This window comes from Thermolongibacillus altinsuensis, from assembly GCF_004341205.1.
GTDB lineage: Bacteria > Bacillota > Bacilli > Bacillales > Anoxybacillaceae > Thermolongibacillus > Thermolongibacillus altinsuensis.
Genome location: NZ_SLUL01000023.1, coordinates 1 through 26,254 on the forward strand (window position 1 = coordinate 1; position 26,254 = coordinate 26,254).

The 26,254-nt window shown below is 43.6% G+C and carries 25 protein-coding genes, 1 rRNA gene and 1 riboswitch; of the genes, 5 read left to right on the top strand and 21 right to left on the bottom strand.

Going from position 1 to position 26,254, the window contains the following annotated elements; genetic code table 11:
- The first annotated feature begins 399 nt into the window (after positions 1-399).
- Both EDD69_RS14285 and EDD69_RS14290 read left to right on the top strand, forming a co-directional pair.
- Positions 400-738 carry a nucleotidyltransferase domain-containing protein gene (locus EDD69_RS14285; protein ID WP_132949586.1) on the top strand — a complete coding sequence of 113 codons (339 nt, stop codon included), beginning with the start codon at positions 400-402 and terminating at the stop codon, positions 736-738.
- A complete protein-coding gene (locus EDD69_RS14290) occupies positions 707-1,111 on the top strand; it encodes a nucleotidyltransferase substrate binding protein (protein ID WP_132949587.1) in 405 nt (134 codons plus the stop codon). The genes EDD69_RS14285 and EDD69_RS14290 overlap by 32 nt, the downstream gene beginning before the upstream one ends.
- A gap of 38 nt (positions 1,112-1,149) precedes the next feature.
- Here EDD69_RS14290 and pruA read toward each other — a convergent pair whose 3' ends face one another.
- The 8 genes from pruA to EDD69_RS14330 form a co-directional block, all read right to left on the bottom strand.
- A complete protein-coding gene (gene pruA / locus EDD69_RS14295; protein WP_132949588.1) occupies positions 1,150-2,697 on the bottom strand; it encodes an L-glutamate gamma-semialdehyde dehydrogenase in 1,548 nt (515 codons plus the stop codon).
- A 103-nt stretch (positions 2,698-2,800) separates the two neighbouring features.
- Positions 2,801-3,967 (bottom strand): CamS family sex pheromone protein, encoded by a 1,167-nt coding sequence (locus tag EDD69_RS14300; protein ID WP_132949589.1) that lies wholly within the window; start codon positions 3,965-3,967, stop codon positions 2,801-2,803.
- A 19-nt stretch (positions 3,968-3,986) separates the two neighbouring features.
- Positions 3,987-5,990 carry an NAD-dependent DNA ligase LigA gene (gene ligA / locus EDD69_RS14305; protein WP_132949590.1) on the bottom strand — a complete coding sequence of 668 codons (2,004 nt, stop codon included), beginning with the start codon at positions 5,988-5,990 and terminating at the stop codon, positions 3,987-3,989.
- Between the two features lie 17 nt (positions 5,991-6,007).
- Complete coding sequence (pcrA, locus tag EDD69_RS14310) at positions 6,008-8,179, bottom strand: DNA helicase PcrA (protein ID WP_132949591.1); 2,172 nt, start codon at positions 8,177-8,179, stop codon at positions 6,008-6,010.
- Positions 8,180-8,230: 51 nt separating this feature from the next.
- Complete coding sequence (gene pcrB, locus EDD69_RS14315) at positions 8,231-8,917, bottom strand: heptaprenylglyceryl phosphate synthase (protein WP_132949592.1); 687 nt, start codon at positions 8,915-8,917, stop codon at positions 8,231-8,233.
- Between the two features lie 72 nt (positions 8,918-8,989).
- Positions 8,990-9,307: a YerC/YecD family TrpR-related protein gene (locus tag EDD69_RS14320; protein ID WP_132949593.1), complete on the bottom strand. Its 318-nt coding sequence runs from the start codon at positions 9,305-9,307 to the stop codon at positions 8,990-8,992.
- Positions 9,308-9,318: 11 nt separating this feature from the next.
- Entirely contained in the window at positions 9,319-10,347 is a 1,029-nt protein-coding gene (locus EDD69_RS14325) for a DUF3048 domain-containing protein (RefSeq protein WP_481557235.1), read from the bottom strand.
- Positions 10,348-10,386: 39 nt separating this feature from the next.
- A complete protein-coding gene (locus tag EDD69_RS14330; RefSeq protein ID WP_132949595.1) occupies positions 10,387-12,129 on the bottom strand; it encodes an adenine deaminase C-terminal domain-containing protein in 1,743 nt (580 codons plus the stop codon).
- Between the two features lie 87 nt (positions 12,130-12,216).
- Between EDD69_RS14330 and EDD69_RS14335 the strand changes: the two genes are divergently transcribed.
- Both EDD69_RS14335 and EDD69_RS15770 read left to right on the top strand, forming a co-directional pair.
- Complete coding sequence (locus tag EDD69_RS14335) at positions 12,217-12,471, top strand: YgaP family membrane protein (protein ID WP_132949596.1); 255 nt, start codon at positions 12,217-12,219, stop codon at positions 12,469-12,471.
- Between the two features lie 46 nt (positions 12,472-12,517).
- Positions 12,518-12,625 carry an EYxxD motif small membrane protein gene (locus EDD69_RS15770; RefSeq protein WP_341539347.1) on the top strand — a complete coding sequence of 36 codons (108 nt, stop codon included), beginning with the start codon at positions 12,518-12,520 and terminating at the stop codon, positions 12,623-12,625.
- On the opposite strand, the gene purD is transcribed toward EDD69_RS15770, so the two are convergent.
- From purD to purE, 12 genes are all read right to left on the bottom strand, one after another.
- A complete protein-coding gene (gene purD, locus EDD69_RS14340; RefSeq protein WP_132949597.1) occupies positions 12,603-13,868 on the bottom strand; it encodes a phosphoribosylamine--glycine ligase in 1,266 nt (421 codons plus the stop codon). The genes EDD69_RS15770 and purD overlap by 23 nt on opposite strands.
- 11 nt (positions 13,869-13,879) lie before the next feature.
- Positions 13,880-15,418, bottom strand: coding sequence for a bifunctional phosphoribosylaminoimidazolecarboxamide formyltransferase/IMP cyclohydrolase (gene purH / locus EDD69_RS14345; RefSeq protein WP_132949598.1), 1,539 nt, complete (start codon positions 15,416-15,418; stop codon positions 13,880-13,882).
- A 16-nt stretch (positions 15,419-15,434) separates the two neighbouring features.
- On the bottom strand, positions 15,435-16,004 hold the full coding sequence (purN, locus tag EDD69_RS14350) for a phosphoribosylglycinamide formyltransferase (RefSeq protein WP_132949599.1): 570 nt from the start codon (positions 16,002-16,004) through the stop codon (positions 15,435-15,437).
- The gene (gene purM, locus EDD69_RS14355; protein WP_132949600.1) at positions 16,001-17,041 is read right to left on the bottom strand and encodes a phosphoribosylformylglycinamidine cyclo-ligase; all 1,041 of its coding nucleotides are present in this window, start codon (positions 17,039-17,041) and stop codon (positions 16,001-16,003) included. Before purM ends, purN begins: the two co-directional genes overlap by 4 nt.
- Positions 17,010-18,431: an amidophosphoribosyltransferase gene (gene purF / locus EDD69_RS14360; protein WP_132949601.1), complete on the bottom strand. Its 1,422-nt coding sequence runs from the start codon at positions 18,429-18,431 to the stop codon at positions 17,010-17,012. Before purF ends, purM begins: the two co-directional genes overlap by 32 nt.
- Positions 18,407-20,632, bottom strand: a complete 2,226-nt coding sequence (gene purL, locus EDD69_RS14365; protein WP_132949602.1) for a phosphoribosylformylglycinamidine synthase subunit PurL — start codon at positions 20,630-20,632, stop codon at positions 18,407-18,409. Before purL ends, purF begins: the two co-directional genes overlap by 25 nt.
- Positions 20,616-21,302 (bottom strand): phosphoribosylformylglycinamidine synthase subunit PurQ, encoded by a 687-nt coding sequence (purQ, locus tag EDD69_RS14370; RefSeq protein WP_132949603.1) that lies wholly within the window; start codon positions 21,300-21,302, stop codon positions 20,616-20,618. The genes purL and purQ overlap by 17 nt, the downstream gene beginning before the upstream one ends.
- The gene (gene purS, locus EDD69_RS14375) at positions 21,299-21,553 is read right to left on the bottom strand and encodes a phosphoribosylformylglycinamidine synthase subunit PurS (protein WP_132949604.1); all 255 of its coding nucleotides are present in this window, start codon (positions 21,551-21,553) and stop codon (positions 21,299-21,301) included. Before purS ends, purQ begins: the two co-directional genes overlap by 4 nt.
- On the bottom strand, positions 21,541-22,269 hold the full coding sequence (gene purC, locus EDD69_RS14380) for a phosphoribosylaminoimidazolesuccinocarboxamide synthase (protein WP_132949605.1): 729 nt from the start codon (positions 22,267-22,269) through the stop codon (positions 21,541-21,543). Before purC ends, purS begins: the two co-directional genes overlap by 13 nt.
- Before the next feature lie 67 nt (positions 22,270-22,336).
- Entirely contained in the window at positions 22,337-23,632 is a 1,296-nt protein-coding gene (gene purB, locus EDD69_RS14385; RefSeq protein WP_132949606.1) for an adenylosuccinate lyase, read from the bottom strand.
- Positions 23,625-24,779, bottom strand: coding sequence for a 5-(carboxyamino)imidazole ribonucleotide synthase (gene purK, locus EDD69_RS14390; protein WP_132949607.1), 1,155 nt, complete (start codon positions 24,777-24,779; stop codon positions 23,625-23,627). Before purK ends, purB begins: the two co-directional genes overlap by 8 nt.
- Entirely contained in the window at positions 24,763-25,251 is a 489-nt protein-coding gene (gene purE, locus EDD69_RS14395; RefSeq protein ID WP_132949608.1) for a 5-(carboxyamino)imidazole ribonucleotide mutase, read from the bottom strand. Before purE ends, purK begins: the two co-directional genes overlap by 17 nt.
- A 111-nt stretch (positions 25,252-25,362) precedes the next feature.
- Positions 25,363-25,464, bottom strand: a riboswitch (purine riboswitch).
- 151 nt (positions 25,465-25,615) lie between these two features.
- Here purE and EDD69_RS14400 point away from each other — a divergent pair.
- On the top strand, positions 25,616-26,032 hold the full coding sequence (locus EDD69_RS14400) for an Hsp20/alpha crystallin family protein (RefSeq protein WP_132949609.1): 417 nt from the start codon (positions 25,616-25,618) through the stop codon (positions 26,030-26,032).
- 127 nt (positions 26,033-26,159) lie between these two features.
- Here EDD69_RS14400 and rrf read toward each other — a convergent pair.
- Positions 26,160-26,254 (bottom strand): 5S ribosomal RNA (rrf, locus tag EDD69_RS14405); the annotation flags it as partial.

Below are 26,254 nucleotides of genomic sequence, written 5' to 3' on the forward strand. Positions count from 1 at the left end.
ATTTCCTTGACACTGACAAAGCCCAATCAACTATGATTGATGAAGCTGATGAGAGGGTCTTTTTAAACACTGTCTACTTGACAGGGATATGTCCAATTTGCAATGAGGTCCATCTATTTTTGGTTTGGATGTCCTATTCTCAAGATTCACCTTGTTCTGCTTATTGATTACGTATTCAGAAGTTCAGAAAACAAAGATGGACAAAAAACGGTTTTAAAACGATTCTTGATCGACAGATGCCTGGCACCATGGCTATAGCGGGCTACTGCGAATAAAATCTCAATATGACTGTTGCTCTACAAAAATGGCATATCTTTCTCCTTCACGATGTTCATGTTTAATTGAAATTTCTGTTAAAATAAAGGGTAGTGCATAATAAAAGACAAAGGGTGCTCAAGTATGATTTCTGATTGGAATTCAACAGGAATTTCAAAAAGGTGGATCGGTGAACTGCAAACGTATTGTTCTACGAATGACAAAATCGAGAAGGTGGTTTTATTTGGCTCGCGAGCAAGAGGAGATTATCAAAAAACGTCCGACATCGACTTGGTGATATGGACAAAGAATGCGTCACATAGCGAGCAAAACTTGATGGAACATGCCATTCAACAAATGCCGACACCGTTCAAAATCGATGTGCTATTTTTTGATCGACTGACAAAAGAAAAACTTATTTCCAACATTTTAAAAGAAGGGATCGTCATTTATGAAAAAGGAGCGGCTTTACGAAAAGCTTGAAGATTATAAGCGGGCAAGCAAACGATTAGACGAAGCAATAAAACTCGAAATACATCATGATATTATTTATGATGCGGTCATTCAGCGATTTGAATTTACGTTTGAGTTAAGTTGGAAACTGATGAAAATGTTTTTAGAATACGTGGGAGTTAGCGAGATTAAAAGCCCTAGAGCAACCATTCGCGAAGCATTTACTTACGGCTTAATTGAAGATGGAGACGAGTGGATTGATATGATGATCGATCGAAATAAAACTTCTCACATTTACAATGAGGAAGAAGCAAAACTCATTTACATGAAAATAAAAAATCGCTACAACGATCTATTCAAACAACTTGCCGACAAAATAGAAAAAGAAATCAATAACATATAAAGCAAAAACCTCCCTGCGTGCGCAGAGAGGTTTTTTCATTAGAACATTTCGGATACTGTTTTCGCTTGCATATGAAGGAGCAAGTAGTCAGGGCCGCCGGCTTTCGAGTCTGTGCCGGACATGTTGAAGCCGCCGAATGGTTGGTAACCAACGATCGCGCCTGTACAACCGCGGTTGAAGTAAAGGTTACCGACATGGAACTCTTCACGCGCTTTTTCAAGGTTGAAACGGTTTCTAGAGATGACCGCACCTGTTAAGCCGTATTCCGTATTGTTCGCGATTTCAAGCGCATGGTCGAAGTCTTTCGCTTTTGTGAAAGCAACGACTGGACCGAAAATTTCTTCTTGCATGATGCGCGCTTTTGGATCCACATCGGCAAATACGGTCGGTTGAATGAAGAAGCCTTTGGAATCGTCTCCTTCGCCGCCAGTCATTAGCTTGCCTTCTTTTTTACCGATTTCAATGTATTCCATGATTTTGTTGTAAGCGGATTGGTCGATAACTGGACCCATGAATGTGCTTTGCTCTTCTGGGTTGCCGACTGTTAATTGTTTTGTCAATTCAACGACACGGTTTAATACTTGATCGTATACTTCTTCAAGCACAACGACGCGTGAGCATGCGGAACATTTTTGACCAGAGAAGCCGAATGCTGATGCGACGATGGATTGTGCCGCTAATTCAAGATCGGCGTCCTTGTCCACGATGATCGTGTCTTTACCGCCCATTTCCGCAATGACGCGTTTGAGCCAAATTTGACCAGGATGCACTTTCGCCGCACGCTCATAAATGCGAACACCGACGTCGCGAGAGCCTGTGAAGCTAATGAAACGAGTGCGTGGATGATCAACTAGGTAGTCACCCACTTCCGCGCCGCTTCCCGGGATATAGTTTAATACACCTGCTGGAAGCCCTGCTTCTTCAAGCACTTCTACAAACTTGTAAGCAACAACTGGTGTTGCGCTTGCAGGTTTTAAAAGAACGGTGTTACCTGTTACAAGAGCGGCAACTGTTGTACCTGCCATAATCGCAAGCGGGAAGTTCCAAGGTGAAATCACGACGCCCACGCCAAGCGGGATGTAGAAGAAACGGTTCGTTTCACCTGGACGGCTTTCAACAGGAATACCGTCTTTTAATTTTAACATTTGACGGCCATAGTACTCTAAAAAGTCGATCGCTTCTGCTGTGTCAGCGTCTGCTTCTTTCCATGGCTTTCCTGCTTCTTTTACAAGCAACGCAGAAAACTCATGTTTGCGGCGGCGCAAGATTGCAGCTGCACGGAATAAAATATCTGCGCGCATTTCTGGTTTTGTTTTGCTCCACCATTTAAACGCTTCATCCGCAACTTTCATTGCTTTTTCTGCTAATTCACGGTTTGCCTTTGATACGCGGCCGATCACTTCTTCTTTATTCGCAGGATTGATGGAAACAATCTTATCTTCCGTCGTGATGCGTTCGCCGCCAATGACTAATGGATAGTCTTGGCCAAGATAAGATTGTACCTTTTTTAAGCCTTCTTCAAACGCCCTTTTGTTTGCTTCCACTGTAAAGTCTGTAAATGGTTCATGTTTATAAGGCTGTACCATACTTGCTCCCCCTTTGCTGAAATTACAAAAGCGTTTTCATTCCATACACTATCATTCTAACGGATTCGACACACTTATTCAAATTTTTTAGAAAAGTATTTGATTATTGATAAATATGAACAAATGGTTCATCGTCTTCCGGATTGCGGATAATAATGCTTTCTGGACCGCCCATGGATGAGATATAGATCGAAATCGGAACGTAATCAGGAAATTTTTCCATCATTAATCCCGTTACATATTGCGTAAATCCAATGACTTCTCCTTTTCCATAAAATTGCATCGTGATTTGAATCGTCAATTGTTGCAGCTGATCATCGCGATAAAAGGCTCTTCCGACCACTCCTGTGTAATTCGGGAAAAATTCTTCAATATCCGACTTAAAGTTTAAAAACTTCGCTAAATCATCACGATGGTTTTTCTGTGCTTCATCCGATGGGAATAAATAATATTCTTCGTTAATTTCTTCCCACTCTTGAATGGAGTCGCTTCCTTTGTCAACATATCCTGCTGCAAAGAAATGTCCCGGAATAATCGACGCTTTTGGTTGCTGTTCAAATAGCGCAACAATGATCGGCACTTCGCCTAAACCATCGATTTTTCGCATACGCGAAACCACTTCCGCAGCGATTTTTTTCCCTTCTCTTTCAATTTCATCTTTCGGAATACGGACTTCACGCGGATACCCTTCCTCGGTTTCATAATAATGGACAGAGTTCATCGCCAAACCGATGACGACTCCGGCGAGCTCTACTTTGTCATCTCCAGTCTTTATTAAATAATCGTGTTCCATAATGTGCGCCAAATAAAGAGGGCTTTTTTTATTTTTTTCCTCATTTGTCCCTTTATCGCTGAGGATTGGGTTTAAACCAACATTTTCTGATTCCGTCATCTTATGCTCTTTCAGTTGTTCTTTTGTCATTTTGCGCATGAGCCAAGATTTAATCGTTTCTTTATCTAAATATTGGCCTTCTTGAAATAAATATTCTTTTGGCGGAAACGTTTCTTGAGCAATGCGCATCATCCCGAGTTCAAATTCGTCCATATCTAATCGCGTATGCAGATTCTCCACAACAAGACCGCGCGCTTCTCCCGGCTGAAACGGCAAAATCGTGCGATAATATTCATTAGAAATGTTGTATTTTGGAATAATCGCTTTTTGCTTTTTATTGTCTGTCTCCTGAACCACTTGTTCATCCTTCTCAAATTTCGGTGCACATGACGAAAGAAGAAGGAGTGAAGAAAGTAATAAAACGATCATCTTTTTCATCGCTTACGTAACACCCGCTTTATCGTTGAATTTCTTGAAGAAAACGTGCCTCATCCCATATTTCAATTCCAAGCTGCTTCGCTTTGTCGAGCTTCGAGCCAGCATCTTCCCCAGCAATAACTAAATCGGTTTTTTTGCTGACACTGCCCGTCACTTTTCCGCCAAGCGCTTCAATTTTTTCTTTCGCTTCATTGCGCGACAATGTCTCCAACTTTCCTGTTAACACGACTGTTTTACCTGCAAAATAAGAGTTCGTTTCTTCCGCATTTGCCGCTTTCGGTCCTTTATAAGTCATATTCACGCCGTAAGAACGCAATTGTTCGATGAGTTGCTGCACTTCTGGTTTCGCAAAATACGTCACGATGGAGTCGGCCATTTTTTCGCCAATTTCATGAATGGACAGCAACTCTTCCTTCGTTGCCTTTTGCAGCCGCTCCATTGTTTCGAAATGTTGAGCTAACGTTTTAGCCGCTTTTGCGCCAACGTGGCGAATGCCTAATCCAAATAAAAGACGTTCAAGCGAATTTTGTTTCGATGCTTCAATCGCATTCAATAAATTGGTTGCTGATTTTTCTCCCATTCGCTCGAGAAGAACGAGTTGTTCTTTCGTTAATGTGTATAAATCAGCGACATTTCGAACAAGCTTTTCTTCAAATAATTGAGCGATAACCTTTTCGCCCAATCCTTCAATGTTCATCGCATTGCGCGAAACGAAATGAATGAGCCCTTCGCGAATTTGCGCTGGACATTGCGGATTAATGCAGCGCAACGCCACTTCGTCATCTAAGCGAACAAGTTCGCTGTCGCATGCCGGGCAATGCGTTGGCATGGCAAACGGGAGCTCTTCACCTGTGCGCCGCTCAGGTAACGCCTGAACGACTTCTGGAATGATGTCGCCTGCTTTTTTTACGACGACATAATCGCCAAGGCGAATATCTTTTTCGCGAATCAGATCTTCGTTATGCAGCGAAGCGCGTTGAACAATCGTTCCCGCGACACGAACGGGTTCTAAAATCGCTGTCGGTGTTACAACACCTGTACGTCCGACGCTTAATTCGATATCGATCAATCTCGTCACAACTTCTTCTGCTGGAAATTTATATGCGATCGCCCAACGCGGACTTTTGGCGGTCGCCCCCAGCTTCGCTTGTTGGGCAAAAGAATCGACTTTAATGACCATACCGTCAATTTCATACGGAAGCGAAGAACGTTTTTCATGCCAAGCCGTTACAAATTCAATGACCTCGTCAATCGTTTGGCATACTTTTCGCTCACGGTTTGTTTTAAATCCTAACTCATCTAAATAATCAAGTGCTGCGCTGTGCGAATCGATGCCTAATTCATCAGCATGAACAACGCCGTATACGAATAAATCTAAATTTCGCGATGCAGCGACTTTCGGATCCAGTTGACGCAACGAACCAGCCGCCGCGTTGCGCGGATTCGCAAACAGCTCTTCCCCGCGAGCTTGGCGCTGCTCGTTTAACATTTCAAACGATTTTTTTGGCATATACGCCTCGCCGCGCACTTCAATGGTGACATCTTTTTTCAACCGAAGCGGAAGCGAACGAATTGTTTTCAAGTTTTCCGTAATATCTTCTCCCGTTACTCCATCTCCGCGCGTGGCTCCTTGCACGAAATAGCCGTTTTCATAGCGCAATGATACCGCAAGCCCATCAATTTTCAATTCACATACGTAGCGAACATCGCCGACCTCTTGACGAACGCGGCGATCAAAATCGCGCAAATCTGCTTCGTTAAACGCATTCGCTAAGCTGAGCATCGGCACGCGATGCTCCACTTTCGCAAACGCTTCTAACGGCTGTCCGCCAACGCGCTGTGAAGGAGAGTCGGCCGTCTTCAACTCTGGATACTGTTCTTCTAATGCGATTAGCTCTTGCATAAGGCGGTCATACTCTGCATCAGAAACAGAAGGATTATCGAGAACGTAATATTCATAATTATATTGATGCAGCAAACGATGAAGTTCTTGAACACGCGCTTGAGCTGTCTGCTTGTCCATTCGTTTCATCCTTTCTTTTACGCTTTTGTAATTGGCGCAAATTTTGCAAGCAATCGTTTAATGCCAATCGGACTTGGAAATGCAACGTCTAATTCTTGATCATCACCATTTCCTTTTACGCGAACAACCGTGCCCGTTCCCCACACCTTATGGCTCACTTTATCGCCGACTTTCCATTCTGTTTCCGTCTGAACATTCGTTTGTATTGTCCGAGCGACTGGTTTTCTCTCCATCGTTTTGCGCACATTTTCAATGAGTTCTTCCGGAATTTCATCAATAAAACGGGATGGGGAATTGATATTTGTCTGTCCAAATAATGTGCGCATTTGCGCGCGCGTTAAAAATAACTCTTCTTCCGCACGCGTAATGCCGACATACGCCAATCGACGTTCTTCTTCCATCTCATCATCATCACTTAAGGAACGGCTGTGCGGAAAGATCCCTTCTTCCATTCCAATTAAAAAGACGACAGGAAACTCTAGACCTTTTGCGGAATGAAGCGTCATCAAAACGACCGCATCGCTTTTTTGCTCTTCACTTGAATCATCCAATTGATCAATATCAGAAACTAACGCTAAATCGGTTAAAAATGCGATGAGCGATTTATCTTCACTGACACTTTCAAAATGTTTCGTTACGGATAAAAATTCATCAATGTTTTCAAGGCGGCTGTGCGCTTCTAACGTTTTTTCCGCCCGAAGCATGTCGCGATATCCTGAACGATCGAGCACATCTTCAACGAGTTCCGTTACGGATAAATAATGTTGCATTTGTCCCCAATGCTCGATTTGATTGCGAAACTCCACTAACGGAGCCATAATTCGCGCGCTTAATCCGATTTGGTCAATCTCTTTTAACGCATCAAAAATCGATACCCCTCGCTCTGCAGCGTATGCTGTTATTTTATCGAGCGACGATGCGCCGATGCCGCGCTTTGGCACGTTAATAATGCGCGTTAAGCTAATATCATCATTCGGATTGGCGATCACGCGCAAATACGCCAAAATATCTTTAATCTCTTTGCGATCATAGAACTTCATTCCACCGACGATTTTATATGGAATGTTTGCCTTCAACAGCATTTCTTCCATGACGCGCGATTGCGCATTTGTTCGATATAAAATCGCAAAATCAGAATAGCTTCTTTTGCCGAGATCGACATATTCTTTTATTTTTCCAACAACAAACTGCGCTTCATCGACTTCCGTCATCGCTTCATAGTAGACGATTTTGTTTCCTTCCTCATTTTCTGTCCAAAGCTTTTTTGGCTTTCGTTGCATGTTATTTTCAATCACTGCATTCGCCGCTTGTAAAATCCGTTTCGTTGAACGATAGTTTTGTTCAAGTAAAATGACTTTTGCGTTTGGATAGTCTTTTTCAAACGATAAAATGTTTTGAATATCCGCTCCGCGCCAACGATAAATCGATTGATCGGAATCGCCGACAACGCATAAGTTTTTGAATCGTTCTGCTAACATTTTAACTAGCAAATATTGAGATTTGTTCGTATCTTGATATTCGTCCACATGAATATATTGAAATTTGCGCTGATAATACTGCAGCACTTCAGGAACACGTTTAAACAATTGAATCGTTGTCATAATTAAGTCATCAAAATCGAGCGCATGGTTGCGAAGAAGACGCTTTTGATATTCCGTATAGACGTTGCTGACGATTCGCTCATACGGGCTTGCCGCTTGGTCTGCATACATTTCTGGTGAAATCAATTCGTTTTTCGCGTTGCTGATCGCGCTTAAAATGGCGCGCGGATCATATTTTTTCGGATCGATATTTTGTTCTTTTAAAATGGTTTTTAACACAGAAAGCTGATCCGTTGTATCTAAAATAGAAAAATTAGAATGAATGCCAATGCGATCAATATCGCGGCGCAAAATGCGAACGCACATCGAGTGAAACGTTGAAATCCATATATCTTCGGCATCATTGCCAAGCAATTGCTCCACACGTTCTTTCATTTCGCGCGCGGCTTTATTTGTAAAGGTAATGGCTAAAATGTTCCACGGAGCCACTTCCTTTTCAGCGATTAAATAGGCAATGCGATGGGTTAAAACGCGCGTTTTTCCACTTCCCGCTCCCGCCATGATCAGAAGCGGACCTTCCGTCGTTTTGACGGCCTCTTTTTGCGTTGGGTTTAAACCATCTAACAACATTTTTGCAGACATATTCATTTCATCACCACCAAAACATATGTTCTGTTTTTATTCGCTCTCTCCCGTTGTTTATCCTTTCACCGCTTGCACCGTTTTTAATGCTTCGCTTAAATTTTTATAAACGGCATTTCCGACGACAATCGTATCCGCCCATTGCGCCATCTCTTTTGCTTGTTGCGGCGTTTCAATGCCTCCACCGTAAAAAAGGCGAGTGGTGCTTAACGTCTCTTTCACCTTCCGAACAAGTTGAGGTTCTCCGTATCGCCCGCTATATTCGAGATAAAAAATCGGCAATCGATACATTCGTTCTGCCATGCGCGCATACGCAATGACATCTTCTTCGCTTAATGAGGCGCGGGCACTCGTCAAAATAGCCGCTTTGCACTCTTCGTTTAAAATGCAGTACCCTTCCATGAAAATTTCATCCCAATTCATTAAATCGCCGAACTCTTTTACCGCTTCGTGATGCAAATCAATAAGCCATTTTGGATCACGGCTGTTGAGCACCATCGGAATAAAATAATAATCAAAGCCCGGCGTAATCGCTTCAAGATTGGACACTTCAAGTACGCAAGGAACAGAAAAACGGCGAATGCGCGCCATTAAATCAAGGACATTTTCAAGTGTGACACCGTCCGTTCCACCAACGACAATCGCATCTGTTCCTGATTCGCATACTTGTTCAAGCTGCTCATCGGTTATTTCTTTATTTGGATCTAATTTAAACACATGACGCCATGTTGTAATGTCATACATATTAATGAATCACTCCATTTGTTTTGTCCGTTCTTTATATTATAACAAAAATCGTAAAAAGAAGCTGACTCCTTATGAGCCAGCCTCTTCGTTCTTTTCCTCTTCTTTAATGCGCTCAAGCACCATTTCATACGCATCGTTTCCATAATTTAAACAACGTTTCACGCGCGAAATCGTTGCGGTGCTTGCGCCTGTTTCGGTTTCAATTTTATGATACGTATATCCCTCGCGCAACATTCGAGCCACTTCCAACCGTTGCGCAAGCGCTTGTATTTCATTCACGGTGCATAAATCATCAAAAAAGCGATAACATTCTTCTAAATCGCGCAGAGAAAGAACCGCTTTAAACAGCTGGTCCAACTCTCTTCCTCGTAATTTATCGATTTGCAATGCCTTCACCTCTATTCATAATGAACTTCATTTAATGTCGGAACAACATTAATCCATATTTTCCCTGGCACAAACCCGAGCGGGATGCCATCTTTATATGGCAAAATGCGACCATCAACATTTTTCCACTCGACTTGCTGCATCGTTCCTTTCTGGAACAGGTATGCTTTTCCTCCGGACGTTAAATTAATATCCCGCCGTCCCTCATTATCAACCACTTTATGCTCCATTTCAACAACGAAAACATTTTGAACAGCGATCGGCGTTTTCGTTTCACGATCGACCGTCTGCACACCGCCGCTATAACGAATATATTTGTCTCCATCGTACGTATAGCGAACGTGGGCATACGACTGTTTAGAATAGAAAATATCAATCGTATGGACGGATTGCCCATTCATTTGCTCATTTTCAAAAAACGGAAGCGGCTTTATTTCGCCTTCAAGACGATATCCTTTCTTTTCCGCTTCTTTTTTCATATTTTCAAAAGAAACATACGAGTTGTGCGGTGCCTTTCGTGATGGATCGCGTTTAAACAGCGTCCCATCATAAAAGAACCCGTTAAAATAATCGACAGCGCCGGATTGCAGCATTTGTTGCGCTTTCGGACTCCAACCGTGGCAAATGTAGAGCGCATCAAATCCGTTGCTCAAATCGATAAAATAATCGCGCGCGCTGCGAACAGGACCAACCTTCTCAGGTTCTTCACTTTGATAAAGAGCTAAGAAACGTGTAATATCCCCTTCGGCAAGCACTTCATAAACAAGATCCGCTTTATACAGCCCGGTTTGTGGACGCGCTTTCGGATAATTGTTAATCATCACCGCTACAACACGGTTATTCGGAACGTGATCGGTTGCTAGACCCGTCAAAGGAAACGTCCATGACATGGTGTTGGTCCCTTCATCCGTTTCACTAGACATAGGTGGTCGATCCTGTTCATTCTTTTCTTTTTCGATCCTCGTCGCTTCCTTTTGACACCCGACTAATAGATTAACACAACATATGCTAAATACAAGAAGAAAAAATAGGCGTTTCAATTCCCATCAAACCTTTCGATAATCTCTCCCTTTTATATTTTAACGCATTATTGTCGGAAAGAGTATCATTTTATGCATGACATCATAAATTCCTTTCGGTGTAATGCGAATGTATGGCAAATGGGTAGAAGACAAAAACAATAATGTGTAAATCGGATCCGCAAAGCGATAGCCTCGCTCTTTTAGCAATGATGTCAATGTTTTCTCTTCTTCAATGAGAGAAGACATCGGCTTTGACGACATCGTTCCATTTAATGTGAGCGGAATTTCATGAATGATTTGTTCGTTTTCTGCGAGGACGATCCCGCCCCCTATTTCTTTCATTCGCTGAAAAGCGGTAAACATATCTTTTTTGCTTTTGCCGATTAAAATGATATCGCCCGTATTGGAATAGGAGCTGACCAATCCTTTTACGCTTGTCGCAAATCCTTTTAAAACGGTGTTGATTCGCCATTTTCCATGGCGATCGACTAACATTAAAAAGCTTTCATCATGCTCATCAGAAAGTTCCTCGCAAGATGTATCAATGGAAATGGAATACGGCTTCATAATGACGGAGTTTTCCATAAACATTCCAAGCGGCATCGAGAATTGTAAATCATCCATCGATAATTCCCATGAAAAAGAAAGAGGGACAAAACCATGTTCAGTCCAATCAATTTTTTCGAACGCATCCATTGCTTTGCCATCCCGCTTGACCCACTTTCCATTTGCCAACACAGATACAGGAGTAGGGTTGAGTTGATCTTCTAGTAGATTGATGTGAGCAATGCGGCCTGGCGCGATGCTGCCATGAAGATGATCGATGTTGTAATAGCGCGCAACGTTTAACGTCGCCATCTTATAAGCATCCACAACGGGAACCCCCTGTTGCAAAGCGATGCGAATCATTTCATCTATGATTCCATGTTCATAAAACGAAGGGGTCGATCCGTCTGTCGTTAAAATACACTCATCATAATGCTCAATCCCTAATTTCTTCATTTCTTTTAGCAAAATAGGCAAATCGGGACGAATCGATGAGTAGCGCAGCGAAACGGTATAGCCTTGCAACAAACGTTTATACACATCTTCTCCTGTCATTGCTTCATGATCACAATCTGCTCCAAACAGCTTCATTTTTGTAAGCGTTCGTTCGGAAGCCCCCGGGAAGTGCCCCTCTACTTTTTTGCCTATTTTTTTTGTTTCTTGAATCCAATGAAGCATGAAATCATCGCCCTCAAGCAGCTGCGGCCAACCTGTCAGCTCTCCTACTTGCAATACCGCATCATTCTCAATCCACGCTTTCATATTCTGATAAGAAAATATTTGTTCCTCTCCTTCAATTTCTGTTTGAGGATCTAATCGGCACCACCAATACATCGTCGCTGGTTGTTTTTCCATCGTTCGCAAAAAAGAAAACGCTTTCTTTTTTGTCAACTGTAAAATAATGAAAAGATTGTCACTAATGAGCGTTGTCGTACCAAATTGAGACGCATATTCAGCAAACGATTGGGGATTATATAACTGAAACGGGTGAGCATGCGGCTCCATATACCCAGGGACAAGCACAACGTTGCTGCAATCGACGATTTCACATTGATCCATTTTTTTCGGCATTTTTGTACCGACGTATACAATGCGATCATCATAGATCCAAATATGACCTTTCAACCATTGTCGCAAATAGGTGTGCAAATATGTAGCGTTCATCAATACTTTTGTCGGCGCCTTTTGTCCATCAATGACGGCAATATGCTCACGCAATTGTTCACTTTTCCAGCGATAACGCTTTTCAATCATAATCGTTTTCCTCCTAAATTGTACCATATACAAAATATTTTAACGGATGAAAACGAATTTCACAAATAAAAAAGGAGAGAGAATGAAATGAAACAAAACATTGGGATTATCAATGCAATCATTCGAATTACGCTTGGATTTACAATGCTTGCTTGGGCAACGGCAAAAATAACCCAACGGCCATGGCGGGAATCTTATTTATGGATCATCTTGTTAGCCGCGATGAAAATTGCTGAAGGAATCGTTCGCTTTTGTCCAATGACTGCTTTGTTTGAACGATATCAAGAACAAGATGAGAAGAAAGAAGAATCGATTCCAATGAACCCTATCAATCCATCTTAATGAAGTTCCCCCTTGAATAAACAAGGGGGACAAAAGGAGTGAATGAATGATGATTTTAGAGTACTTAACAGACGTGTCGTTCGTTTTGATTACTTTAATCGGCAGCCTCGTTGCTCTTTCATTTGTTTATGTCAGAAAAAAGCGCGCGCGATAGCTTTATGGCCAATGTCTTTTCGATAGAAAAGGTCCGGGCACTCAATATGCGCAATTTGCTCGTATGCGATTGTTTTTGCCTCTATTAACGTTTTTCCTGTTGCCACAACAAGCAGCACCCGTCCACCGTTTGTGTACCAAACTCCGTTGACTTGTTTCGTGCCTGCATGGAAGATAAGAACCTTTTTGAGATTCTCTAATCCTTTAATGGTTGCCCCTTTTTCGTACTCATTTGGATAACCTTTCGCCGCAAGAACAACTCCAACCGTCGCTTCATCTGTCCATTGCAAAGAAAGAGGTTTATTTTCTAGCAGGTTTAAAATCGCTTCAACAAGGTCCGACTTCAAGCGCGGTAAGATGACTTGCGCTTCCGGATCGCCAAAGCGAGCATTAAATTCAATCACTTTCGGTCCGTCTTCTGTAGAAATTAACCCCGCATATAAAAATCCAGTAAACGGACACCCTTCATTTTTTAAGGCCCGAACGGTTGGTTCAACAATTTCTTTTAATGCACGCTCCACCACTTCTTGTGCGATTTGCGGAACGGGAGAATACGCCCCCATGCCGCCTGTATTTGGCCCTTGATCGCCATCCCATGCGCGTTTATGATCTTGAGCGATCACCATCGGATATACAGTTTCATCATGGACAAACGTCATAAGCGAAAATTCTTCTCCTTGTAAACACTCCTCAATGACGACTTGTTCGCCCGCTTGCCCGAACTTTTTTTCAATCATCGCATCATCGAGCGCACGCAGCGCTTCATCGATTGTCATCGCCACCGTCACGCCTTTTCCTGCCGCCAGCCCGTCCGCCTTAATCACGATTGGCGCTCCCTTTTCTTTGACGTATTGCACCGCTTCCTCATAGTTTGTAAACGAGGCATATCGTGCGGTTGGAATGTTGTATTTTCTCATCAACTGTTTCGCAAATCCTTTGCTTCCTTCAATAAGCGCCGCTTCTTTTCGCGGACCAAAAATGCGCAGTCCCTCTTCTTGAAAGCGATTGACGATTCCGCTTAAGAGCGGAGCTTCCGGACCGACAATCGTCAAGTCGATTCGCTCGTTTTTCGCCCATTGAACAAGCGCTTCAACATTCGTTTCATCAATCGGAACTAATTCGGCTTGATCGCTCATTCCGTCGTTTCCCGGTGCTGCATACACTTTTGTAACAAGGGGGCTTTGCGCTACTTTCCAAACAAGCGCATGCTCTCGCCCACCTCGTCCAATGATTAACACTTTCATCCGCTTCACCCCTAGTGTTTAAAATGGCGAACGCCTGTAAAGACCATCGCAATGCCATATTCGTTCGCTTTTTTAATCGAATCTTCATCGCGAATCGAACCGCCTGGCTGAATAATAGCTGTAATGCCTGCTTTCGCTGCCGCTTCAACGGTATCGTCCATCGGGAAAAAGGCATCCGAAGCTAATGCAGCACCTTGCGCGCGATCTTGCGCTTGTTCAATCGCGATTTTTGCTGCACCGACGCGGTTCATTTGTCCTGCACCAACGCCAATCGTCATGCCGTCTTTCGCTAAAACAATCGCATTCGATTTCACATGTTTTACGACTCGCCAAGCTAATTTTAAGTCTTCCCATTCTTTTTCCGTCGGCTTTCGTGTTGTCGGAATCGTAATGTTGGCATTTTCAAACGTATAGTCATCTTGATCTTGAACGAGAAGCCCTCCTTCAACCGATACAACGAATGACTCTTTCTTCTTCGCAGCTCCGAAATCAACGGTTAATAAACGAAGGTTTTTCTTTTTCGTCAAAACAGCAAGCGCTTCTTCGCTAAAAGATGGCGCGATAATAATTTCTAAAAAGATCTCATGCATTTTTAACGCCGTTTCTTCATCTACTTCACGATTAAGTGCAATGATTCCGCCAAAAATCGATGTCGGGTCAGCTTTGTGCGCTTTCGCAAACGCTTCGGCAATGGTTGAACCGACGCCAACGCCGCAAGGGTTCATATGTTTCACCGCAACAGCGGCAGGTTCGGAAAATTCCTTCACGATTTGCAAAGCCGCATTCGCATCGTTAATGTTGTTATACGATAGTTCTTTTCCGTGCAATTGTTTTGCTGCCGCAATGGAGAAACGCGATCCTAGCGGCTTTTCATAAAACGCAGCGGTTTGATGTGGATTTTCCCCGTAGCGCAAATCTTGTTTTTTCGTAAACGTCATCGTCCACGTTTCTGGATACGACTCTCCAACCGTTTTTGTTAAATATTCAGCAATGATGGCATCATAAGCCGCCGTGTGCCGAAATACTTTCGCAGCAAGTTTCCGTCTTGTTTCTTCTAAGACAGAGCCGTGCTCTTTCAACTGCTGTAAAACAAGATCATAATCAGCAGGATCAACAATCGCCGTTACGTACGCATGATTTTTGGCAGCCGCTCTGAGCATAGTCGGACCGCCGATGTCGATATTTTCAATTGCATCCGCAAACGTGACATCGTCTTTTGCGATCGTTTCCTGAAACGGATACAAATTAACAACGACAAAATCAATGGGAATGATACGGTGCTCAGCTAGCTGTTGTTGATGTTTTTCATCATCTCGCACCGCTAACAGCGCCCCATGAATGAGCGGATGCAACGTTTTTACCCGTCCATCTAAAATTTCTGGAAAACCGGTCACATCGGAAATGCCTATGACAGAAATGCCATGTTCTTCTAACACTTTTTTTGTTCCGCCAGTCGAGATAATTTCAACGCCTAATTCTGTTAACTGCCGTGCAAATGAAACGATTCCTTTTTTATTTGAAACACTTATGATTGCGCGTTTACGAGTCATGTTTTTTACTCCCTTTCTACATTTGTTGAAGCAGTTGTTGTAGTACCTTTGGATAAAAAGCATGTTCGATTTGATGAATGCGCTCTTCAATGCTCTCGAGCGATTCCCCATCGGCAATTTCAAGCGCTTTTTGCGCAATGATCGGCCCTGTATCCATTCCTTCATCCACGTAATGAATCGTCACCCCTGTCACTTTCACCCCAGCCCGATATGCCTGACCAATTGCATCTTTGCCTGGAAATGCAGGCAAAAGTGACGGATGAATATTGACGATTTTCCCTTCATACGCATGAAGGAGCGTGGGGCCAATGAGACGCATATAGCCTGCTAACGCGATCAAGTCGATTTGTTTTTCCTGTAACTGATGTAAAATTTTTTCTTCAAATTCGGCTTTTGTCGCGTAATCCTTCGGGGAAAATACAAATGACGGAATTTGCTCTTTTTCTGCTCGTTCAACAACTTTTGCCCCCGGGCGATCACAAACGACCAAAGCGACTTCCGCTTGCAGTTCCCCTTTCTTCATCGCATCGACGATCGCTTGAAAATTCGTCCCGTTTCCGGAAGCGAAGATGGCGAGCCGTTTCATTCCATTTTCCCTCCAGCAAACGAAACTCCTTCACCGCGTTTGACTCGTCCGATCACATATGCTTTCTCGCCGCATTGTTCAAGGCGCTGGATGACATTCGGCACAATTTCACTTTCCACCGCTAACACAAATCCGATTCCCATATTAAAAATATGAAACATTTCCTTTCGCTGTAATTTGCCGTGTTGTTGCAAAAAGTCAAAAATCGGCGGAATTGGCCACGAACCGTAATCAATTTCGGCTCCTAATCCGCTTGGAAGCATGCGTGGAATGTTTTCAATGAAACCGCCGCCCGTAATGTGCGCCATTCCTTTTACTGTAAACTCTTTTAACACTTCGCGCACCGCTTGAACGTAAATGCGCGTCGGACGAAGCAGCTCATCGCCAAGCGGAGAAGAAAAAGGTTCATAGATTGCTTGAACATCTAATCTTGCCTCTTCAAATACAATTTTGCGCACAAGCGAATAGCCGTTGCTGTGCAAACCGCTTGACGACAATCCGATGAGCAAATCGCCCGCTTCGATCGCTTCTCCCGTAACGAGCTTGGACTTCTCCGCAATCCCGACGGCAAATCCAGCGATATCATATTCATCCAAACCGTACATTCCCGGCATTTCCGCTGTTTCTCCCCCTACTAACGCACATCCAGCTTCGACGCATCCGTCCGCAATTCCTTTAACAATTTGCTCAATTTTTTCTGGAACTGCTTTTCCGCATGCGATGTAATCGAGGAAAAAGAGCGGTTCAGCTCCTTGAACAATAATGTCGTTTACACACATGGCTACACAGTCGATTCCGATCGTGTCATGGCGATCAAGCATAAAGGCAAGCATCAGCTTTGTCCCAACCCCATCTGTTCCTGAAACAAGAACAGGTTCTTTATACCCGAGCGCAGATAGATCAAACATTCCTCCGAATCCGCCAAAACATCCAAGCACCCCTGAACGAATCGTCCGTTGCACATGTTTTTTCATGCGCGATACCGCTTCATATCCGGCTTCAATATCAACGCCCGCCTGTTTGTATGCATTCGCCATGCTCTTTTCCTCCTATCTTTGTCGGATATATGCCTGTAAAGCATGCAAGACACTGCCCGCGCCATGCCGAATCGTCCAGGCGACCAATGGCTTCTAACAACCCTTTTTGACTTAAAAACGCAAGCGAATCGGCTTCGATTAGTTGACGAATTTCTTCTACAGAATGACGTGCCGCAATTAATTCTTCTTTTGTCGATGTATCAATTCCATAAAAGCAGGGATGTGTAATCGGCGGGGAACTAATGCGAACATGCACTTCCGTGGCCCCCGCTTCACGCAGCATGCGAACAATTCGCTTGCTTGTCGTTCCGCGTACAATCGAATCATCGACCATGACGACACGCTTTCCAGCCACAACGCCGCGCACAGGAGATAACTTCATTTTCACTCCTTGTTCACGCAACGATTGCGACGGTTGAATGAACGTCCGCCCAACGTAGCGATTTTTAATCAATCCCAATTCATATGGAATTCCTGTCGCTTCTGCATAACCGATCGCCACAGAAATGCTTGAATCGGGTACGCCCGTTACGATATCTGCTTCGACAGGAGCTTCCAGCGCTAAACGCTTGCCGAGATTTTTGCGAGTAGCATGAATATTAATCCCGTCGACATTGCTGTCAGGGCGCGCAAAATAAATATACTCCATGCTGCAAATCGATCTTGTGCTTCTTGGCGCAAACCGCTCCGAACGAATTCCTTGTTTATTAATGATAATCAGTTCTCCCGGTTCCACTTCCCGCTCATAGGTGGCGCCGATCACATCGAATGCACACGTTTCTGATGCCACGACATAGGCTCCACCGAGACGTCCGAGCGATAAAGGACGAAAACCATGCGGATCGAGCGCAATATACATCTCTGTTTCTGTTAATATTAAAAAAGCAAACGCTCCTTCTAAGTAAGTTAACGCTTCTTTAATCCGTTCTTTTAAAATCGGTTCACTGCTTCGTTTAATGAGATGAGCAAGCACTTCCGTATCCGATGTCGTTTGGAAAATACTCCCTTGCTGCTCGAGGCGAAACTTTAGTTTTTCCGCATTGACTAAATTTCCATTATGAGCTAACGCGAGGCTTCCCTTTTGTGAGCGGAACAGGAGAGGCTGAACGTTTGCATATCCGCCCCCTCCTGCCGTCGCATAGCGCACATGACCAATGGCGGCTGTTCCGTTTAACTGTTGAAGCTCGCCATTGCTAAACACTTCCGTTACTAATCCAAGACCTTTATGAAACGTTAATTTTCCATTCCCGCCAACGACGATTCCTGCTCCTTCTTGGCCGCGATGTTGCAAACTATGCAAACCGTAATACGTAATTTTTGCTGCTTCATCATGCCCCCAAATGCCGAAAATGCCGCACTCTTCGTTTAACCCTTTGATTTCAGCAAGCATGGGATAGCTCCTTTCCAAACACTTCTCAATTTCGAAACAGGGAGATGAATGATGCGTTCACCGCTTTCATGTTCAATGACGAGCGTTGGATGCTCTGTGACCTCACCAATTTGTTTCGCCTCGACAAGCTGTTCAAACGTCGCTTGATGTTCTTTTGGCACCGAAACGATGAAACGCGATTGCGTTTCGCTAAAGAGCTGCGAAACAATGGGCCCATCCAAAATCACTTTCACGCCTAACCCATTCGCGCCGATCACGCACTCCGCCAACGCGACCGCAAATCCCCCTTCTGCGATATCGTGTGCCGAAGCCACAACACCTGCGCGAATCGCCGTCAGCAATTGACGTTGACGTTTAGCTTCCACTTCCAAATCAATCGTTGGGGCTTTACCGAAAATGCGGCCAGTCAATAGCTTCTGCAGCTCGCTTCCGCCAAATTCGCAAGACGCTTCCCCAATCACGTAAATCAAATCGCCGGCTCGTTTAAACGATTGCGTCGTGATATGTTTTACATCTTCAATCAGTCCAACCATTCCTACAATTGGGGTTGGATAGATCGCCTCTCCGTTTGTTTCGTTATAAAGCGAAACATTTCCGCTAATGACAGGCGTTTCTAAAACGCGGCATGCTTCGCTCATTCCATCGACCGCTTTTTCGAGTTGCCAAAAAATCTCCGGTTTTTCAGGGTTGCCAAAGTTTAAACAATCTGTCACAGCGAGCGGCTTTCCCCCAGAACACACGATATTTCTTGCCGCTTCGGCTACCGCAATTTTCCCGCCTGTTTCTGGATTTAAATAAACATAGCGCGAATTGCAGTCGGTCGTCATCGCTAACGCCTTATTTGTACCGCGAATGCGAACGACAGCCGCATCCGAACCTGGTGGTACAACCGTATTCGTCCGCACCATATAATCATATTGTTCGTATACCCATTCTTTGCTTGCAATCGTCGGCTGCGCCAACAAGGAAAGCAACGTTTCTTCATAATTGTCGACAGTCGGAACGTATTCCATCGTTTCAAACTCTCGAACATACGCCGGTTCTTTTGAAGGTTTATGATAAACAGGAGCATCTTTTGCTAACGCATCGACTGGAATTTCTGCTGCAATTTCTCCACGGTAGTAAAGACGCAACATTTGATCGTCCGTTACACGGCCGATGGCTATCGCTTCTAAACCATACTTGGCGAAGATGTCACAAATTTCTTGTTCGCGCCCTTTTTTGACAACGAGAAGCATTCGCTCTTGCGACTCGGAAAGCATCATTTCATAAGGGGTCATGCCCGTTTCCCGCTGTGGAACGAGATCAAGGTTTAATTCGATTCCTGAACCTGCTTTGCTCGCCATTTCGGCTGAAGAACTCGTCAATCCAGCCGCTCCCATATCTTGCATTCCAACTAACGCATCGGATTTAATCACTTCTAAACAAGCTTCAAGCAGCAATTTTTCCATAAATGGGTCACCCACTTGAACAGCCGGGCGCTTTTCTTCTGACTGTTCTGTCAATTCTCCCGAAGCGAACGTCGCCCCATGAATGCCATCACGCCCCGTTTTCGCACCAACATACATCACCGTATTTCCAATGCCTGAGGCAATTCCTTTTTGAATGTCTTCATGGCGAATCAGTCCAACACACATCGCATTCACAAGCGGATTTCCTTCGTATGCTGGCTCAAATTGAACTTCTCCGCCGACCGTTGGGATGCCGACACAATTTCCGTATCCCGCAATGCCTGCAACGACCCGCTCAAACAAATATTTCACGCGCGGAGACGTCAATTCACCGAAACGAAGCGAGTTCAACAGCGCAATTGGGCGAGCTCCCATCGAAAATACATCGCGAATAATGCCGCCAACCCCTGTCGCTGCTCCTTGATAAGGCTCAATCGCCGACGGATGATTATGGCTTTCGATTTTAAACGCAACCGCTAACCCATCCCCAATATCAATAATTCCCGCTCCTTCCCCCGGCCCTTGCAAAACATGCTTCCCTTCGGTCGGAAACTTCTTCAAAACTGGTTTTGAATTTTTATAGCTGCAATGTTCGGACCACATCACCGAAAAAATGCCCGTTTCCGTATAGTTTGGCAGGCGGCCGAGAATGGTTTCAATCATCGCAAACTCTTCATCCGTCAACCCCATTTCCCGATACAGTTTTTCTTCTTTAATCATGGTTGGACTTGGCTCAAGCAGTAACGACATGCGCTTCCCTCCAATATTTCACGATTGATTGGAACAACTTTAACCCATCGGTGCTGCCAAGCAGCTCATGAACAGCCCGCTCTGGATGGGGCATCATCCCAAGTACGTTTCCTTTTTCATTCATAATCCCAGCAATCTTTTCTAAGCTTCCGTTCGGATTTTCTCCTTCATAGCGAAAGACGATTTGTTTATTTTGAATTAATTGGTTTAACGTCTTTTCATCGCAATAATAATTTCCTTCCCCATGAGCAATCGGAATGGTAATGACTTCACCTTGTTCATACATCGATGTAAACATCGTTTCGTTATTTTCTACTCGCAATGCAACCGAACGACAAATAAACGTTAAGCTATGGTTACGTCGCATCGCCCCTGGGAGCAACCCTGCTTCTAGCAAAATTTGAAATCCGTTGCACACCCCTAAAATCGGCTTGCCTTCTTCCGCTGCTTTTCGAATCGCTTTCATGACGTTTGCAAAACGTGCAATCGCTCCCGAACGGAGATAGTCGCCATAAGAAAAACCACCCGGAAGAAGAATCGCGTCAAATTCATCTAAACTTTCGGCATCGTGCCATACATACTCCACTTCTTCCCCTAATTCATCCTTAATGGCGTGATACATATCGACATCGCAATTGGATCCTGGAAATACGACCACGGCAAATTTCACGGAGCGACGACCTCCTCAATTTCATAGCGATAATCTTCAATCACCGTATTGGCTAACAATTTTTCACACATATCGCGCACAAGTTCATCGATGCTGCGCTCGCTTTTTTCAATGGTTAACTCCATAAACTTACCGATGCGCACGTCTTTTACTTCACGATACGATAAGCTGTGTAACGATTGCTTCACTGCATTTCCTTGCGGGTCTAACACATTTTCACGCAACGTAACATATACTTTTACTTTGTACATTCGACGGATCCTCCTAATCTTTGTAAAAGTCTTTCATACGCTTCTGTTAAATCTCCTAAATCTCTTCGAAACACATCTTTATCAAACTTTTCATTTGTATGGATATCCCATAGCCGGCAAGTATCTGGAGAAATTTCATCGGCTAACAAGATGGTGCCTTCTGAGTCAAATCCAAACTCCAATTTGAAGTCAACGAGTTTAATATGGCATGCTTGAAACAGTGAAACGAGGATATCATTGACTTTTAAAGCAGCCTGCTTCAAGTAAGAAACTTGTTCAGGGGAGGCTAACTTTAAAATGGCAATATGGTCTTCTAGCAAGAGAGGATCCCCTAAATCATCGTTTTTGTAATAAAATTCAACAAGCGGTTTGTCTAGAGGTGTTCCTTCGTCGAGGCCAATTCGTTTAGCTAAACTTCCAGCGACAACATTGCGGACAACAACTTCAAGAGGAATGATTTTCACCTTTTTAACCAATTGCTCTGTTTCGGATACTTTTTTAATAAAATGATTGTTTATTCCTGCTTGATGGAGTTTAGAAAATAGCAAACTTGTAATTTCGTTGTTTAAACGCCCTTTTCCAGCGATCGCTGCTTTTTTTTCCCCATTAAACGCAGTTGCTTGATCTTTATACTCAATCCAAAGTACATTGTCTTCATTCGTCACATATACTTTTTTTGCTTTTCCTTCATAAAGAAGATGCCATTTTTGTACCATTGCCCATCCCTCATTTATACAGAATATTATGAATTTTTTATGTGCAGGTAAAGGGATTCCCCTTTACCTATTCCAACCCTAATCGTTTAAAAATCGTATCGACATGTTTTAAATGATAGTTGTAGTCAAAGCAATCATCAATTTGTTCTTTCGATAAGCGACTTGTAATGATTTCGTCCGCTTCAATGAGCGAGCGGAACGGTACTTGTTTTTCCCAAGCTTCCATCGCTTTCGGCTGCACTAAGTCATAGGCTTCTTCCCGTGTCATGCCGGTATCAATGAGCGCAAGCAAAACGCGTTGAGAATAAATTAATCCTAACGTCCGATCCATATTTCGTTTCATATTTTCAGGGAATACCGTTAAGTTTTTAACGATATTGGTAAAACGATTCAGCATGTAATTTAACGCAATGGTTGCATCCGGCAAAATAATGCGCTCCGCTGATGAGTGGGAAATATCGCGTTCATGCCAAAGCGGAACATTTTCGTAAGCTGTCAGCATATAACCGCGAATGACGCGCGCCATGCCTGTCATATTTTCAGAACCGATTGGATTGCGTTTGTGCGGCATCGCGGATGAACCTTTTTGTCCTTTTGCGAAAAACTCTTCTACTTCTCTTGTTTCGCTCTTTTGTAATCCGCGAATTTCAACAGCAAACTTTTCAATCGATGTAGCAATTAAAGCAAGAGTGGCCATATAGTGAGCATGACGATCGCGCTGCAATGTTTGGGTTGAAATCGGTGCTGGCTCCAATCCAAGTTTTTCACACACATATTTTTCTACGAATGGATCAATGTTGGCATACGTGCCGACTGCACCAGAAATTTTGCCGACGCGCACCGTTTCCGCTGCTTGTTTGAACCGTTCTAAGTTGCGCTGCATTTCCGCATACCAAAGCGCCATCTTGAGCCCGAATGTTGTCGGCTCGGCATGAACGCCATGCGTGCGTCCCATCATGACGGTATATTTATGTTCCAGCGCTTTTTCTTTCAACACTTGAATAAAGTTTTCAATGTCACGAAGTAAAATTTCATTCGCTTGTTTTAATAAATAAGATAATGCTGTATCAACGACGTCTGTAGACGTTAAACCATAATGGATCCATTTCCGCTCTTCTCCCAATGTTTCGGATACCGCACGCGTAAACGCAACAACATCATGGCGCGTTTCTTCTTCAATTTCTTTAATTCGCTGAATGTCGAACGAAGCGTTTTTACGAATTTTTTCTACATCTTCTTTTGGAATCACTCCAAGTTCCGCCCACGCCTCACACGCCAAAATTTCAACTTCTAACCATGCTTTGAAACGATTTTCTTCCGTCCAAATCGCTCCCATCTCCGGTCTTGTGTAACGTTCAATCATGTTTCATCCTCCGATCTGTCCAAATGCATAGTTCATCAACTTTCTTTAGTGCGACATCAACAGTTTCAGCTAACAAGGTGACATGGCCCATCTTTCGTTTTGGCTTTGCATCCTTTTTGCCGTACATATGCAAATGCGCATCACCCAAACGCGAAATGCTGTTGAAAACAGGCTCAACATGTTCACCTAAAATGTTCACCATTACGGCTGGTTTTAACAGCTCCGTGCTCCCTAACGGCCAATTGCAAATCGCGCGAATATGTTGCTGAAATTGTGATGTCACACAACCATTAATTGTATAATGACCTGAGTTATGTGGTCTAGGAGCAAGTTCGTTAATGTAAAGATCGCCTTCTTCCGTCAAAAACATTTCAACCGCTAACGTACCAACGAGGTGAAAAGCATCCGCGAGATGCCGAGCATATGCGATGGCTTTTTGTGCAACTTCAGAACTAATTCTTGCTGGAACAATCGTTTGATGCAAAATATTTTCTTTGTGAATATTTTCGGCAACTGGAAAGACTGCAATCTCGCCAGAAACATTGCGAACGACAATCACAGATACTTCTTTCACAAAAGGAATCCATGCTTCTAGCAAACATTCTCCGAACTGTAGAAGCGTTCGCGCTTTCGCAACATCATCCAAACAACGGATCACATGCTGCCCCTTTCCATCATAACCGCCGCGACACGTCTTTAAAACAGAAGGGATTCCGATTGTTTTGATCGCTTCCATCAAGTCTTGCTCTGTACGAACAAGTTTATGCGGAGAAACCGGCAATCCAGCATTATGAATTGCTTGTTTTTCAGCAAAGCGATGCTGCGTAATCTCTAATAATTCGCTCCCTTGTGGAACGTATGCAATCTTTGTTAACCGTTTTAGCGCCATTGCATCAACGTTTTCAAATTCATACGTAATCACATCGCTCACATCTGCCAATTTTCGTAGCGCTTCTTCATCGCTGTACGAAGCAACCACTTCGATATCCGCCACTTGCGCACACGGAGAATTGGGGGTTGGCTCTAACACAGCTACAAAAAACCCCATTTCTTTCGCCGCAATCGCCATCATTCGGCCAAGTTGTCCTCCACCGATAATCCCAATCGTTTGACCAGGAATGATCACGTTTTTACTCAAGTTGATCACGGCTTTCTAGCACTTGTTGGCGAATGGTTTCCCGCCTTTTTTTCAACGCTTCCATATACGTTGGCTTGCTAATTCCTAAAATAGAGGCAGCAAGCAATCCGGCATTGATCGCTCCTGCTTTTCCGATCGCTACCGTAGCAACCGGAACGCCTCCGGGCATTTGCACGATCGACAAAAGCGAATCAAGGCCGTTTAACGCTTTAGACATAATCGGAACTCCGATCACGGGAAGGGTTGTTTTGGCTGCAACCATTCCAGGTAAATGAGCGGCCCCTCCCGCCCCAGCAATAATGACTTGAATGCCGCGCTCTTCCGCTGTTTCAGCATAAGTGAACATGTAATCAGGCGTGCGATGAGCAGAGACGACTTTTTTCTCAAACGGTATATTCAACTCTTCTAATACTTCACAAGTATATTTCATCGTTTCCCAGTCTGATTGGCTTCCCATAATGACTCCAACAAGCGGATACATCCATTTTCACCTCGTTTTTAACGATATAAAAAAACAAAACCAGAACGAATGTTCTCCAAAGAAGGGAAAGCATCGTTCTGGACATAATTCGACCGTAATGGACGAAAAAGCCAATAAGATCCTTTCCCTCATAGTCCAATAATTTACGGTTATTGGGTAGAAACTTTTGGGCCATATTCCCAAAATTATATGAGGGGCCATTGACGATATTAATTTAACATCATATTACCAGTGAATTTTACAGGATGTCAACAAAAATTCGAACATTTTTATAAAAAAAATATTTAATGTTCGTATTTTTAACAAATCACCTCTATTCCCATTTTTTCGTATACTATATGAGCCACAAAAGGAGGGAAACATTGTGTCATTTAACGACTGGAAAAAACAATGGAACCAATTTTTTAATAACGATTTTTGGGGGCAGTTTGAACCTTTTCTTGACACAACAACATCCTCTACTTCCACGGGAGTGAACATATATCAACGCGAAAATGAATTGCTCGTGGTCATTGCGCTTCCCGGCCTTGAACGTGCAGATCAAGTAGAGGTGTACACGCATTACAAAACGTTAGAAATTAAAACAGAGATTCATTTACAATTTAAAAACTTTGAATTGATTGAAGAGGGGATTTTCCAAGGTGCTTTTAAAAAGATCATCGAATTGCCATTCCCAGTAAACGAACAGCGAGTGGAAGCCATTTATGAAAATGGGTTATTATTTATTCATCTTCATCGATTAATTCCTGATCGTATCAAACGTAAAATACAAGTGAAATAAAAAAAGAGCTAACCATTTCGGTTAGCCCTTCACTATGGGGGAGAGGATTGTAAAAGCGTTAAACGCAAACACATGGACAAAAAAAGTTAGAGAACAAAACGGAAGTGCTCTCTAACTTGCCATGTCCGCCCGGCAACGTCCTACTCTCGCAGGGGCCCTGGCCCCAACTACCATCGGCGCTGGAGAGCTTAACTTCCGTGTTCGGGATGGGAACGGGTGTGT